This window comes from Bacillus sp. 196mf, assembly GCF_003217275.1.
Lineage (GTDB): Bacteria > Bacillota > Bacilli > Bacillales > Bacillaceae_G > Bacillus_A > Bacillus_A thuringiensis_S.
The window spans coordinates 44,792-59,045 of the sequence record NZ_QJTG01000024.1 but is presented as its reverse complement, the minus strand read 5'-3'; the positions used below and the strand labels follow the sequence as shown (position 1 = coordinate 59,045).

The window sequence follows — 14,254 nt, the reverse complement described above, 5'->3', positions numbered from 1 at the left end:
AGTGTCATCTGATAAAAGATCTACAATCACTTCATAATAGGCATCGATTTTTGATGTTCTATTTTTGGTCCCCTTTGGTATAAAACCATTCATGTATTTATCAATGGTACGTCGATCAACCTTCAATTCTCGTGCTAGTTGACTTTTATTTATTTTCATCTTTAAGTTCTCCATTAAATTTTTAAAATTAGATAAGTCTGTAAGACTTTTAATTGTAAATTCCGTTGGAATATCTAGTTTGATATACACACTAACCACCTCAAAGTCAGTATGTAGAATCCTATTGAAAATGTACATGCTTATTCAAGTGTTAATGTGTACATTTAAACTAGCATTTATAAGCTGGTATTCTCTTGGATTCATTCCAAAAACATTTTTGAAAGCTCTACTATAAGCCTCTTGGGAAGAGTAATCGTAATCCAACGCTACCTCAATTATCTTCCTACCATTCTTTAAATCTTCCGTAGATACATATAACCTTCTAAGAAGAATATAACGTCTAATACTGAAACCCGTTACTTGATGAAATTTAAAAGAGCAATAATAAGGAGAATACCCCATGTAACGAGATAATTCATCTAAAGAAAATCTCCTTTTTAAATTGCTCTCAATCCAATTAATCATCTGCTGTATATGTTCATTCATTTCCTTCACTCCTTATTTAAAAGTATAGGAGAAGTGCGTTTCTTTCTTTTGATATTTCTTGTGTTTTATAACATGAGCCTTTCTCTAAAGTCTTTATAATCTATATATAAGTATTAATTTTTATTTTTTCATCTATCTTATTTTGTCATACCTTCTATTCATTTTTCAATTTAGCGTTAATGAGTATGTTGGCAACACCTTACTAATTATTAAAGGTCAATTTACATCATATTTCATTTTAAAGGATTTCAAAAATTAAACACGAATTTTATAAAATAAAATTCTTTTAATTCCCAAGTTAAAAAATTAAGGTTTGGAAAGGACGTTTCAATGAACAAGCTAGAAAAAGAAATACTTCAATTCATAAATGAACAGTATCCGTTGAATTTTATTAACATTAAGCCAATAACAAATGAGATGTATGAATGTCTTACAGAACAAGGTACATACTTCAGTAGAATTACAAACTACAAAACATATGAAGAACAGATAGAAGAAGTTATATATACGAATTTTTTATATCAAAATGGTTTAGGTGTTCCACCAATAATCCCTTCATTACAAGGGAATTTTGTAGAAAAATTCACATTAGACAAGGAGATTTTTGCTGTATTATATAAAGCTGCTCCTGGTATACATTTACCAAGGTCTGAATGGAATTCTAATATATTTAAAAAACTTGGTAAACAAATTGGAAAATTACATCGTATATCTAAAAGCTTTGAAAAGATTAAACCAGTAAAACATATAAACGATTGGTATGAAAATGAAGAATATAATTTTCTTAAATATATCCCTAAAGAAGAAAATACAATAAGAGAAATTGCATCTGACGTTTTAACTTCCATAAAAGAGCTACCAAAATCCTCTTCAAATTACGGCTTAATTCACGGAGATTTATGGTTAGAAAACATTTTAGTCGAAAATAATTCAAACTTAACAATGATAGATTTTCAAGACTGCGAAAAACATTTTTACATATTCGATTTAGCCGTTCCTATTTATAGTGCGATAGAATATTCATTTGCTGGAAATGGGAATATCGTTGACTATGAGTATTCAATTACAAAAGCACTATTTGAAGGCTACCAAGAGGAAAATGAGCTACCAAAAGAGATGAAAGACAAGTTTCCGTTATTTATTAAATTAAAGGAGATTTTTGAATATAGCTTAATGCATATGTATTGGGATAAAGAAGAATTAACGGAGGAACAAGTACGGATTATGAACCTTTATAGGATGAAGATCGAAAATAAGAATACCTATATCAATATTTAAGAATGCTGTTGTTTAACTGCAAGGAAACTTTGGTTAAACAGCAGCATTTATTAATTAGCTGACAACCTTTTTTATGACTTATAAATACTGATTCAATAATCTTCTCAAATACACTTCATTTTGCGGTGATACTTTTTCAGAAAATCTAGCTGCAATAATAATAGGAGCCCATTGAAAAACTTCATCTCTTGATATGCCGGTACGACTGCAATATATATGTAAATACATCTCAGCTAATTCTACCGAAGATTGTGAGTACAACAAGTATGTTCGAAATACATCTGCGCGAATATCACCTGAACTAGCATCTACCCAATCTATAACTTTCACTTTCTCTTCCTTACTCAAAATCAAATTAAATGGATGAAAATCTCCATGACATAGCCTAAAATCAAATGTAATAAAATCTAATTTTTGTAATATATCCTTCTTTTTGCGTTCATCCAATTTATGCACAGATTTAATTTGACGCTCTAACCTTTCCCTCATTAACTCCATTTCATCTGTATTCACATGTATAGCATGGATCTTTTTTTGCTCATTAACACAAAGGCTGATATAACGCTCTGCCTCATTTAAATTATTAAGCAGAAGATCACCAATGTTGTCCCCTTTTACATGTTCCATAATAATTGCCTGGCTATTTTGTATCTTTTTCACTTCAAATACGTTTGGAACTGGCAACCCACATGAATACGCATATTTTTGTTTTTTTGCTTCATTCATAGACTCTGTATCTGGGAGGTAATCTTTCAATAATTTTACAACCTTATCATCAGTTAAATAAATTTCTGCTGTATTCCCTTTTGCAATTAGATTACCTAAAACCACTTTATTTCCCCCCTTAACATAAATTAGAATAACACCTTATATTTCTCTTTAAATTCACTATAATCCTAGCTAAAACCTTCTTCACGAATATACAAAAAACTTACCGCTTTCCATCCTTAAATAGAAAGCGGTAAGCTTAATTGTTTAGGAATATCCGAATGAAACTCTGATGTATGCACAATTGAAAATGTATATCCTTGCTCAATAAATGATACTTCATTACGTTTACATTCAAATGGTACACTATTTTTCTTAAAGTTATTATGGATTCGCTGTAAAAATGCGACGTCTGGTGTTCCTAAAGAAACGTGTACTTTCGGTGATAGAGCTTTCATTGCAATTGGAATCCAAGGTCGCTGCCACCAAGTCGCGACGATATATGCAGTGCCACCTATAACAAAGTTAAAAATATCCCCATCTTCCATCGTTTTCATATTTAGATTTGATTTTAACCATTCCGTAAAAACAGGTACACTTTTAACAGGAAGACCAATTTCCCTTACGTATAAAATGTTTAAAGGTGAGTGTGGTACTAATACATCCTCTTTAACATAACTATGTGCGATAATTTCGAGTAGATTTCCATCTCCGTCTTTAAAGTATAAATTGAATAGACCATTCTCTTCACCAATTACATTTCCATTTTGCCATTTTACAATGAGTAATCCAGAGTCCTTTAACCATTTTGCTGTTTCATGGAATTTTGAATATGGGATTTCAAAAGCAAAATGTGCAGGTGCGATTGGTTCATACACTTCTTGAAAACTAATTGTTGTATAAGGTGTTACTTCAAATTGAATGAAGGATGCTGTTTCTTTTTTTATTGGAAAAGATAATATGTCCTTATAAACTTGTTTTACCCCTTCTATGGAAACCGTTTGTAGTTTTATATCTGATATATGTGTAATCACTTTACATTCCCCCTCATTTCTTATTATCTATTTGTATTGTATTACACTTATAAATAGATAAAATCAAACGGAAGGATGGATTTTTCATATAGAAACTACAACTTTAGTATGAATATGTTAGCTTCTTTTATTGCTAGTACACTAACGTTTCAAAACAAATATCCTCCATATTTCGGTTTTTAATTAACACTTTACTTATTTCTATTTTTTCAAATTTCCCCTGCATTGTTTCCATATAAAAAAGCTGCCTTTCCTTAAATGAAAAGCAACTTTTACGATAAAATACATTAAGGTTTTACAGCAATAATCATAAATCTTTTTGAATTAGTACGAATCCCTTTTTCAGAACTATACGTATCAATGAACTTTTGTAAAATAGTAAAATCCTCTTCCTGTTCTCCAAATCTAGGAATAATAGGAGTATGTTTTAATAAGAAAATGAGATCTTCAGACCTACTGTAATAATCAGTAACATCATATTCACGTACTTGCACGAGATCAAATCCTGCACTAATAAGTTCATTCATATACTTTTCTTTTAAAGTACCATCCCGTTCACCTAAGCATTGTCCTCTACCAAATGCTTCTTTCAGGTTTAATTTATCATTCTCACTTACTTGTTGTGTTAAGAAAAAGGCACCCTTTTTCATTACTTTTGCTAACTCAGATGCCAGAAACGGGGCATGACAACTTGAAGTAATATCAAAATGTGCATGTGGAAATGTTAAAGCTTCAGAACCCATTTGAAGAAACTCAACATTTTGTACACCTGATTTTTTCAAGTTAGAATGTGCCGTCTCAATCATGCCGTTAGAATTATCAATTCCAATCAACAATTTAGCTGATGATGCTATGTTAAGTACATTTTCTCCTCCGCCTGTACCAACATCAAGTAAAATATGTGATGGTTTACACCTTTCTTTTACCTCACTATAAAAGTCCCATGTATCTCCTACAGTTTCACATTTTATTTTGCTAAAATCCCATCCATTTAATCTTCCTACTTTATCATAGAAGCTTTTATACTCTAATTCGTTCATCTTATTACTTCCCCTTTGTAAAAATAAATTAAATATGTATAATAACCTACGACACTCCTTAATTATATATTATAAAATACAAATTATTAAAACAATATTTCCCTTCACACTACAATAAGTTTACATAACATTTTTATGGTTTATCTTTATCTATATATTTTAAATGCCCTCTTCCCCAACTACACATACTATCCAAAACAGTACTGACTGTTTTTCCATGTTGAGTTAAGCTATATTCTACTTTAGGTGGTATTTCTTGATAAATTTCGCGTTTTATTAGTTGATCTTGCTCTAATTCACGTAATTGCTTTGCTAACGTCCCTTGAGATATATCTGGTATTAATCGCTTTAATTCACCAAAACGCTTCGTTCCATCTGTTAGCAAAATAAACAAAATGAGCGGCTTCCATTTCCCACCGATTATTTGTAATGTTGCTATTACTCCTTTTAACTTCGGTTCTTGTAAATCCATTTTTCTCACCTCTCCTCAGATATCATAAAGTGAAACTTTAATCAGTGGGGGTTTTGTCCATCCCACACTGATTATTAGTTGAACCAATCGGGCTTTTACGGGCAGTTGACCTCTTACCTAACTTCCTTACATTTTCCTAACTTTGAGGTGAGAGTTTTACTGCCCGTTAATGCGGGATAAACCATATTTAGCGATTTTTCCAATTACTTATCCGCATGTATAGCGATTAGTACAAAATTTACGACTATGTACATATAAAGTGCGTACTTTTCACTTGCTCCCTTTTAGCGAATAATAAAAGCATAGCACAGTTATATTCTAAATTTTTTATTAAAGGAGTGGCTAAAATATGTCTATTACTACATTAGAAAATAGTCGTATTGTTATCATTGGCGGGAGTTCTGGTATTGGATTAGCAACAGCAACACAAGCAATTAAACAAGGCGCACATGTTATTATTGCCGGACGCTCGGAAGAAAAATTAAAAGTTGCTCGAGAAGTAATAAATAACAATCATCTTCAAACTTATATATTGGATAATCAAAATAAAGAGCAATTACAAAATTTTTTCAAGATAGTTGGGAACTTTGATCATTTATTCACACCGGGAGCCTCTTACACACTTGGACCGATTACCTCTACAGAGGAAATTGCTGAAAGTAGCTTCATCGGAAAGTTTTGGCCTCAATATTATGCCGTAAAATATGCAATTCCTTTTCTTTCAAACTCTGGATCGATTGTGTTAATGTCTGGTGCATTTAGTCAAAGACCACTTAAAGGGGCACCTGCTTATGGAGCTTGCAATGGTGCTATTGAAAGTTTAGGGAAAGCTTTAGCTGTAGAATTAGCTCCTATTAGAGTTAATGTTGTTTCTCCTGGAACAATACAAAGAGAGAATGAACAAAACGAAAATAGACTAGCTGCTTATGAATCTTATAAATCTCTTTCTCTTGTAAAAAGGCCTGGCCATAATAATGAAATTGCACATACTGTTCTATATTTAATGCAAAATAGTTTTACTACGGATAATGTATTGTTTCCTGATGGAGGGTACACATATCATTAAATTATTTAAGACAAAAGCCCCTTATTACGGTGGCTTTTGTTGCTCATTTAAACATTGCTGAAATTTCCAAATAGATGATTACATTACTTTAGTACCAACTGGTTGGTTTTTAGATGATTCATTACAATCCGCTCATTTTGTACATTTGCAAATAAAATTGTGCTAGTAGTTGACGAATCGAATCTCGAAGTAATTTGTCTTGATATTTATGGATAAGTTTCCAAAGAAAAAAGGCATATAATTAATGCCTTTTTTCTTTATCATTATTTAACTGGATAACAAACTTCTGTAACCCACTTATTAGGATCCGATTCCATCGCTGGGCTCACATGATAAATATTAAACATCGGGCCTGCTAATTTGTAACCTTCTGTCTCAATCCATTTTGCCGCAGCCTCATTTACAGCTGTCATCTGTTCATAACTTCCATTAACTATTATAGAAGCTACATTGGTTGATTTCATATTTTTAAATGTAACGTCTTTTGTATTTTCGTGCTTACCTAGAATACTTAGCTGTATTTCTATATCTACATCATTTTCTTTGTATTCACGATCATGGAAAACCGCAATACTATAACTCGGATGGGCAATACTAATATTTTTCATTTGAATTTCTTGCATTAATACACTCCATAAATCACCTTCGCAATTATACGATGGAATAATCTTTCTAACACTAGCTACAGTTCTTTCTGGAATTTCTTTTATTGAAACATGATAATTCATCTCAACAACATCCTCTCTCATCGTTTTCATTGAGTCTTCGAGGAGACGTAATTGTTTTTGGAGGTTATTCATGTCTTCTTTAATTTGAGCACTACGATTTAAAAATCGCTCTTTTATGCTATCTATATTATCGCATTCTATTATTTCTTTGATGGTAGCAATATTAAACCCCATAGCTTTTAATGTTTGAATTTGATTTACCTTTTTTAATTGGTCAGCTGAATAAAATCGATATCCACTCTGCTCATCGACTTTTACTGGTTGTAATAATTCCACTTTATCGTAGTGTCTCAACATACGTATACTAATGGAAGATAGTTTCGAAAAATCCCCTATTTTAAACATGATTTCCTCCTATAAGTTACATCTACTTTGAAGCTCAACTTCATCATAAACAATGACATTATGTGAGGGTCAACTATTTTTAACGATTTAAATAACAATTTAACATGTTATATTTATATAATTAAAAACCTATATTCCTGTTTTTATGACTACTGCAATTGACAAATCCATCACTAGTTATTTTTCTCAAGACATTCATAAACCGCCATCATATCTCGTTTATCCAACTCACGTATGCGATTGAAAATGGGTATTTGTCCAACAGCTTCTGTTAATAAGCTTTCATTCACAACATCACTTACTTTTCCAGTTAACCACGTTTTTACATCCACGCCCTCGACAACTTCTTTTAACCCTTCGTCATTAATACCACTTGCATTACAAGTTACACATGGAATTGTTAGTTTAAAGACACCATCATGTAGATTATCTTCGGTTATCACTTTCTTACCTTTACAAAATGGACATGGATTACTTTTTTTAATTTTATTAATTTGGGTAACTAATTTTTTGTATCCAAACGCTTCGTATACATACGTAAGTTTTTTATATTTACCATTTGTGAAATACTTATCTATAATGGTTTCTCTCGTTTCATAAACATTAGGGAAATCACAAACAGTTACCTGATTATTAACACTAATGGATTCGATATTTCCTTTTATTTCGCTCCAGAATGGTAAGACATTTTGTAACACCATTTCATAGTTTGAAAAGCTTGCTTGTTCTAATTCAAACATTTTCAATGCAACTTGTGCTTTTCTTGGCAATAAAGAAACATCTTCCGTCAATACCATATCGCCACCAACAATAGACTTCAATTTAACAAGTGCCGGTAAATCACCAACTATTTTCAATACTTTATTAATAGGCTGATTGATTATTTCACGAATATCTACGTTACCAAATTTAAGTGGTTTATGATGATTTAAAACCGTCCCCTCACAAATTGGACATTTCATCATTTTTTTTGAACTCTTAATTTCTTCTTTAATAGGTGCTTTTGAAATAACAATATATCCACCAATAATTGTATTAAACCCTACCCATGTTCTGCGTGTCTTTCCTTTTTTATCATAAAATGATTTTTCAAAATATCCGTACCAAAACGTATGCTTTTCTTCTTCTGACATATCATTATAGCTCTTTGACAAATCGTGACCAAGCTCATTTTTTATTTCTTCGAATAGAAATTCTATTTTTTCATGCTGATAAAATTTTAATACCTTCATGATTTCTGGATCGAATAGCCCATCCCAAAATGGAACACTTTTATCTTGAATGGCAATATCTTTATCAAAAACTTCAATTTGAAGACGTCCAGAACAAGATGGACAATGATTGTCCTGTGAATAGAAATCAAAACTTCTCGTATCTTTATTAATTGGATGAGCAGCTACAATATGATTAATTAATCCACCAATCTCATATAAGAAACTATATTGACTATATAAATGTCTTTCAAGATCAATAGCAATAACAGGTGCGATTGTATTAGATTCATATTCACCATAAATTAACCTAGCCATTGATGATAAACTTTTTAAAATACCGCCCTTATAAATATTTTCGGCATTTTTAAAATAGTTAATATGATTTTCTTCTAAATAGTGAACCCCTTTTTTCTGCCTAAGCATTGAAGAGATGTGTATTTTCTCTGTGCTATTCACATTACTTTTTTGACGATAGTAATCCTCATGATTGACAACATCCAAATGCTCTATAGATTCATTCTGCCTTTTTCCAAAATCAACTATATAATCAGAGCTTTCTAACATGTAACGATTATGCTCAATCATAATGATCGAAACTGATTCATCTTGCAGAATACCTCTAATACTATCGATAAATTGATTTAAAATATTTTGTGATAAACCTTTTGAAGGCTCATCAAAAATAAATAATGTATGTGGATTTCTAGTGTTTGCAAATAATTCCGAAACTAAATGAACACATTGAAACTCACCTGTCGATAATGTTTGTGTTTTTCTCTCTAATGTTAAATAGCCAAGCCCTAATTTAATTAGTAGGCTCAAACGTTTATAAGCGATATCTTCATTTGGAAGTTCATCAATAATATCCTCAATCGAGCGCTCAAAAATATCATCAATGTCTTCACTATACTTTGTCAGTTTCTTTTTAATATCTAGGAAAGTTGCTACAGTTGATCGACTTGTAATTGATTGATTTCGGTCTTGTCCTACCATAACTAATTTATCTTTTGGATATCGTTTCAAAAAATCTGTAGCTAGACATTCGTTGACAAGTGTAGATTTCCCACATCCTGATTCTCCTGTAACTGTTACAAGCCTGTTTTTAGGAATTTGAAACTCAGCCATTTGGATATTACGGCAATATAAATCATAGAATGTATAATATTCTGTTGGTATTTCTTTATTTCGATCCCACAGTATTGACTTTGGTCTTGGTGATTCTTCCACAATTTTCCCGCCATATTTTCCGCTACCAGGTCCAAAGAACAATTGCTCATCAGTTGTATCTAGTACTGTATCTGAATGATCAATAAGCCAAATTTGATTTTTACACCCTAATCGTTTAATCTCTTCTAAAATTTGTAATAAAGTTTCATGATCAAGTCCAACTGAAATCTCATCAATAATAATTACAGCATTTTCACTTACTGCCATGAATTCGGCCAAATAAAGTCGTGTTAACTCTCCACCTGATAACGTACCCATAATTCGATTTAATGTTAAATAACCAATGTTCATATTAATAATATTTTGCAGTATATGCTGTTTTTCTTCACTAATATTTAACTCTTTTGCTAGTGAAAGAATAGATTCAATACTTAAATCATTAATATTTGAGATTGAATGTGGCTTGTCCAACAAATCAATTTCATGTTGTTCAATTTCTTCACTATAACGTTTTCCCTTACATTTTTTACACTCAACATTTTTTGTAGTACCACGGCCTTTACAACCAGTACACCAGCCTAATTGATTATTAAATGAAAAGACCTCTGGAGAAAGATTAAATACTTCAGCAAGTTTTTCCCGAACCTCTGTAAAAACACCAGTATGAGTACCAATCGTTGAACGCGGATTAGACGAAATCGATGATTTTCCTAGAAAAAGTACTAACGGCATTTCTTCCATCTTAATAGCACTAAAATTTGTTTCCATAATGTTAGGAAATAAATATTGATATTCAGCCTTTGGTAATAAAGAAACTAATCGTTTTTTTGACTCTTCACCAATTGTTTGGCAAAAAGTTGTTTTACCCGATCCAGATAACCCAGCAATTCCAAACGATTTATTAAACGGTATAGTTGCATCTAATTTATTTATGTTATTAGCAATTAATTGATTTACTTTCATATTAACCTCTATTCTTATTTATTCACAAAAGCATTTTTACAATATAATAATTACATAATGAATATTACCTATTATGCAATTATCCTCTCACTTCATGAATCTTATCCTTGTATATTTCAAACCATTGTTGCCATTCATCTTTAGAAAATTCTTTCTCTTCTCCTTTTAAAACGTAAGAAAAAAGATTTAAACAAATATGCCAACCAGCTATATCTCTCGGTGTATGATCTGTTAATTCATGAATGTACTCTTTAAGAAGTAAAAGAGTACCATTCTCCTCTTTATGTATTTCAAATCGGACACGGTCTTTATCCCAAGTAAATTCAAGTACTGAGTTTAGTTGACACTCTAAAATATCAATGTTTATGAATGAACCGTCCATCATGTCGAACTTTATTATTCCACCAGTTTTAAGGCTTTCAATCTGTAAATTGGACATCCATTTTTTCAGCTTACTGTTTTCTGTTAATACAGACCAAACTTCCTCTACCGTATATGGAAATTCGCGTTCAAATTTTACAATATATCCATCAGTTAGTTTCCCAATTTCAGCTATCATTTTGATTGCCTCCTTATATAGAATGTACGTTCTCACTTCATTTTACACGAATATAAATATAAAATAAATATTTATAACAACGAAGTGTTAATTTAAAGTGAATGGTGCTGAGAAAAACTTAAATATTTTCTAAATCGAGTTAAATAATATTGAAAATTAAATATAGATTTACGTACAAATAAAAAAAGCCGCATTTGCGACTTATGAAATAATAGGATTAACTCCTGTTTTTGTGGAATGATTAATGATTAACGCTTAATCGCATCGACAATTAGCGATGGAAAACCAAGTTTATCGCCTTTATTTCTAGAATCATACCTTTTCGAACGGAAAATAACACCGTCGTTTGCATCCCATTCGTTGTAATAAAACCGACCATTTTCATCACAATATTCAAGTAAAACTACCTCGAATCCAGCAGTTTCAAACATTTTCGTTAATGTTATATAATTATGAACGATTTTATGACTTGCTGCTGGATGATCTTTCGGACCGGGGCCCCCTATTTGAACTATATTTTGATATACCTCATCCTGAAAGAATGCATCAGGGACTCCGCACCGAATATGACCAGATGGTTTTAAAAATTCATAACAAATTTCAGCTGCTCTTACACCTTCTTCAAAAGTAAGGTGTTCCCATACATGCTCAGCTAAAATAGCTGAAATAGAGTTGTATTCAAATCTTTCTTCCCACGTAGCTTTATCTAGTAAGTTAAGTTCATCTTCTTGCGTTTGAATCCAACCTGGATTATTATTAAACACTCCAGCTCCGACAACTACTTTAATTTCGTCTTGTTTTATTGCCACCATGTTCACCTCTTAAATATTTTAATTCATTAATATATTCTATGTTTACTATTATCCTTCCTCCTTTAACAAATTTAGTACCATGAGTCCAGTACAATACCGAACTCATGTCCTAAAAACTCTCTAACGTAACGATCTGTCTAACTCTATAAAATTAGTTCATAATATACGATTTTTCTTACAGAAATATAGCACACCAAACATTAGCATAATACCAATTACGTAAAAAATTGTTGTTCCGCTCCCACCAGTATTAGGAATTACCCAATTATTCTTCGCATTTTTCACTGTTATTTTTTGTGTCTTTACTGCTTCTGTAATTTCTATTTCTATTGGACCCCTAAGTAACATATATCCGTTTGGCGCTTTTATTTCTTTTATCGTATATTTCCCAAGTACTAATTGACTGGAAATCACCTTTCCTTTTTCATCCGTTGTTAATCTAGCCACTTCTTTACCCTCTTTATCTAAGACTTGAAATATAGCGCCTTGTAGTTTTAAATTGATATCCTTATCATCAACTTTCTCAATTTCAAATTGTCCAGTCGGATCTGGTAATTTCTTATTTCCTATTTTAATTTCTACTACTGCATCTTTTTCTACTTTTACAGTTATTTTTTCTTTTAATAATTCGTAACCTTTAGGTGCTTCTACTTCCACTAAGGTATAGTTTCCTATTGGTAAGTCTTTTGATATTACTTCTCCTTCTTCATTTGTTACTAGTTCTCCAACTATTTTTCCTTTTGAATCTTCTATATGAAACTTTGCCCCTGCTAGCTTTTTATTTTTATCACTTATGTCTACTTTCACTAACTTCATTTTTCCCATTGGATCTGGCAATTTCTTATTTCCTATTTTAATTTCTACTACTGCATCTTTTTCTATTTTTACAGTTATTTTTTCTTTTAATAATTCATAGTCTTTTGGCGCTTCTATTTCTACAAGGATATAGTTTCCTATCGGTAAGTCTTTTGATATCGCTTCTCCTTCTTCATTTGTTACTAGTTCTCCAACTACTTTTTTATTTGAATCTTCTATATGAAACTTTGCTCCCACCAATTTTTTATTATCATTATTACTATCAACCTTTTTTATTTTTACTTTTCCAGTACTAGGCTTGTTCCAATGTTGCCAGTTAAATTTGAAATTGTGAAATTCAAATCCACCAGTTTGTTGTACCGCACCAACAAATGCTTGTCCATTAATCGAACCGCCTTTTGTTTCTAATACAGCATTGGGGGCAAACACACTCCCAACGACACCATATCCCTCTGTTGTAATTTTTTTCGCATTTGGAAAAACCCAAATCACTTTCCCATATAGCTCAGTAAACGGCGAATTAGGAGAATATGGTTGTGATGTAGGAACTATATCTGTAGCCCTTCCAATATTGTTCGTGTCATATAGAATAGACCCATTTTTAAATGTAACCTCTGTTGCATCCGAATACATAACAATAAAATCTTTGTCCTTAGCACTCGGTAAAAATACATCTCTTATATCTAAATTGTTTTTCCCTGTCAATTCTGATGAAACATAAATATTAGAATTGTTTATATCTTTTCCGATTCCATAACTCATATTTGGAATTGGGGTATTCGTTTTATATTGACCAGCATTTTTACTGACTTGGTTCACTATATTGCGAAATTCATTAAATTTCGCGTCAATTTCTAGTTTTTCTTTATAAACGATATGATCATAAGAAGATTGTATGATGCGATCTGGATCACTCTCTTTTGTCATTACGACTATTCCGTTTTGAATGATAAAAGATTCTTCTCTTGATTTCTTAAATTTTCCAGACAATAACAAGGACGGATATCCCTCATCAACCCATTTTTCACCTACTATATTAGATGTTCCCGCTGCAGCACCTACAATTGTATACCCCGATGCATCCATATCACCTTGAACTGCAATTGCTCCTTCAATGTCGCCACCTATTGCTTTATGGTTACCAAAGACAACTGCATTATAACGCGATATATCACCTAGACCTTCTAAGTTTGTCGTGGATCCATATGCTTCTTGTGGTACATATACGACAAAACTTACACTTAACATTAACAAAACAATAAAATGAATACTTACCAGCTTTAATCGTAGCCTCAATTCCTTTGTTCCCACCTTTACCGTATTTTTTCTATAGTCGAATAAAATGACATGTTTATCAATGAGAATTTACTTCATTCCCTATATATCTTCTTTACTTATCTCTGAATT

At 31.6% G+C, this 14,254-nt stretch carries 11 protein-coding genes and 2 pseudogenes; 2 read left to right on the top strand and 11 right to left on the bottom strand.

Annotation, left to right across the window (positions count from 1 at the left end):
- Nucleotides 1-249: pseudogene (locus ATL10_RS24525) on the bottom strand (IS21 family transposase); the annotation flags it as partial.
- A 90-nt stretch (nucleotides 250-339) separates the two neighbouring features.
- A pseudogene (locus ATL10_RS24520) lies at nucleotides 340-645 on the bottom strand (helix-turn-helix domain-containing protein); the annotation flags it as partial.
- A gap of 330 nt (nucleotides 646-975) precedes the next feature.
- On the opposite strand from ATL10_RS24520, the gene ATL10_RS24515 reads away from it, so the two are divergent.
- Nucleotides 976-1,923 carry a phosphotransferase enzyme family protein gene (locus ATL10_RS24515; protein WP_090976675.1) on the top strand — a complete coding sequence of 316 codons (948 nt, stop codon included), beginning with the start codon at nucleotides 976-978 and terminating at the stop codon, nucleotides 1,921-1,923.
- Between the two features lie 78 nt (nucleotides 1,924-2,001).
- Here ATL10_RS24515 and ATL10_RS24510 read toward each other — a convergent pair whose 3' ends face one another.
- From ATL10_RS24510 to ATL10_RS24495, 4 genes are all read right to left on the bottom strand, one after another.
- Entirely contained in the window at nucleotides 2,002-2,754 is a 753-nt protein-coding gene (locus ATL10_RS24510) for an aminoglycoside phosphotransferase family protein (protein ID WP_090976674.1), read from the bottom strand.
- A gap of 116 nt (nucleotides 2,755-2,870) precedes the next feature.
- Nucleotides 2,871-3,665, bottom strand: coding sequence for a VOC family protein (locus ATL10_RS24505; protein WP_090976671.1), 795 nt, complete (start codon nucleotides 3,663-3,665; stop codon nucleotides 2,871-2,873).
- Nucleotides 3,666-3,952: 287 nt separating this feature from the next.
- Entirely contained in the window at nucleotides 3,953-4,705 is a 753-nt protein-coding gene (locus ATL10_RS24500; RefSeq protein ID WP_090976669.1) for a class I SAM-dependent methyltransferase, read from the bottom strand.
- A gap of 133 nt (nucleotides 4,706-4,838) precedes the next feature.
- Nucleotides 4,839-5,177 carry a winged helix-turn-helix transcriptional regulator gene (locus tag ATL10_RS24495; RefSeq protein ID WP_029442367.1) on the bottom strand — a complete coding sequence of 113 codons (339 nt, stop codon included), beginning with the start codon at nucleotides 5,175-5,177 and terminating at the stop codon, nucleotides 4,839-4,841.
- Between the two features lie 349 nt (nucleotides 5,178-5,526).
- Between ATL10_RS24495 and ATL10_RS24490 the strand changes: the two genes are divergently transcribed.
- A complete protein-coding gene (locus tag ATL10_RS24490) occupies nucleotides 5,527-6,243 on the top strand; it encodes an SDR family oxidoreductase (protein ID WP_110497701.1) in 717 nt (238 codons plus the stop codon).
- A gap of 263 nt (nucleotides 6,244-6,506) precedes the next feature.
- Here ATL10_RS24490 and ATL10_RS24485 read toward each other — a convergent pair whose 3' ends face one another.
- The 5 genes from ATL10_RS24485 to ATL10_RS24465 form a co-directional block, all read right to left on the bottom strand.
- Nucleotides 6,507-7,316, bottom strand: coding sequence for a MerR family transcriptional regulator (locus ATL10_RS24485; RefSeq protein ID WP_090976665.1), 810 nt, complete (start codon nucleotides 7,314-7,316; stop codon nucleotides 6,507-6,509).
- A 173-nt stretch (nucleotides 7,317-7,489) separates the two neighbouring features.
- Nucleotides 7,490-10,660 carry an ATP-binding cassette domain-containing protein gene (locus ATL10_RS24480; RefSeq protein WP_110497699.1) on the bottom strand — a complete coding sequence of 1,057 codons (3,171 nt, stop codon included), beginning with the start codon at nucleotides 10,658-10,660 and terminating at the stop codon, nucleotides 7,490-7,492.
- A 79-nt stretch (nucleotides 10,661-10,739) separates the two neighbouring features.
- Complete coding sequence (locus ATL10_RS24475) at nucleotides 10,740-11,219, bottom strand: SRPBCC family protein (protein ID WP_050843667.1); 480 nt, start codon at nucleotides 11,217-11,219, stop codon at nucleotides 10,740-10,742.
- A gap of 248 nt (nucleotides 11,220-11,467) precedes the next feature.
- A complete protein-coding gene (locus ATL10_RS24470; protein WP_025118314.1) occupies nucleotides 11,468-12,028 on the bottom strand; it encodes a class I SAM-dependent methyltransferase in 561 nt (186 codons plus the stop codon).
- A 159-nt stretch (nucleotides 12,029-12,187) separates the two neighbouring features.
- Entirely contained in the window at nucleotides 12,188-14,143 is a 1,956-nt protein-coding gene (locus ATL10_RS24465) for an MSCRAMM family protein (protein ID WP_110497697.1), read from the bottom strand.
- Between the last annotated feature and the right edge of the window lie 111 nt (nucleotides 14,144-14,254).

Coding starts and splice junctions, on each gene's coding strand:
- ATL10_RS24515 (WP_090976675.1), top strand. CDS start 976: ATGAACAAGCTAGAAAAAGAAATACTTCAATTCATAAATGAACAGTAT.
- ATL10_RS24500 (WP_090976669.1), bottom strand. CDS start 4,705: ATGAACGAATTAGAGTATAAAAGCTTCTATGATAAAGTAGGAAGATTA.
- ATL10_RS24495 (WP_029442367.1), bottom strand. CDS start 5,177: ATGGATTTACAAGAACCGAAGTTAAAAGGAGTAATAGCAACATTACAA.
- ATL10_RS24490 (WP_110497701.1), top strand. CDS start 5,527: ATGTCTATTACTACATTAGAAAATAGTCGTATTGTTATCATTGGCGGG.
- ATL10_RS24485 (WP_090976665.1), bottom strand. CDS start 7,316: ATGTTTAAAATAGGGGATTTTTCGAAACTATCTTCCATTAGTATACGT.
- ATL10_RS24480 (WP_110497699.1), bottom strand. CDS start 10,660: ATGAAAGTAAATCAATTAATTGCTAATAACATAAATAAATTAGATGCA.
- ATL10_RS24475 (WP_050843667.1), bottom strand. CDS start 11,219: ATGATAGCTGAAATTGGGAAACTAACTGATGGATATATTGTAAAATTT.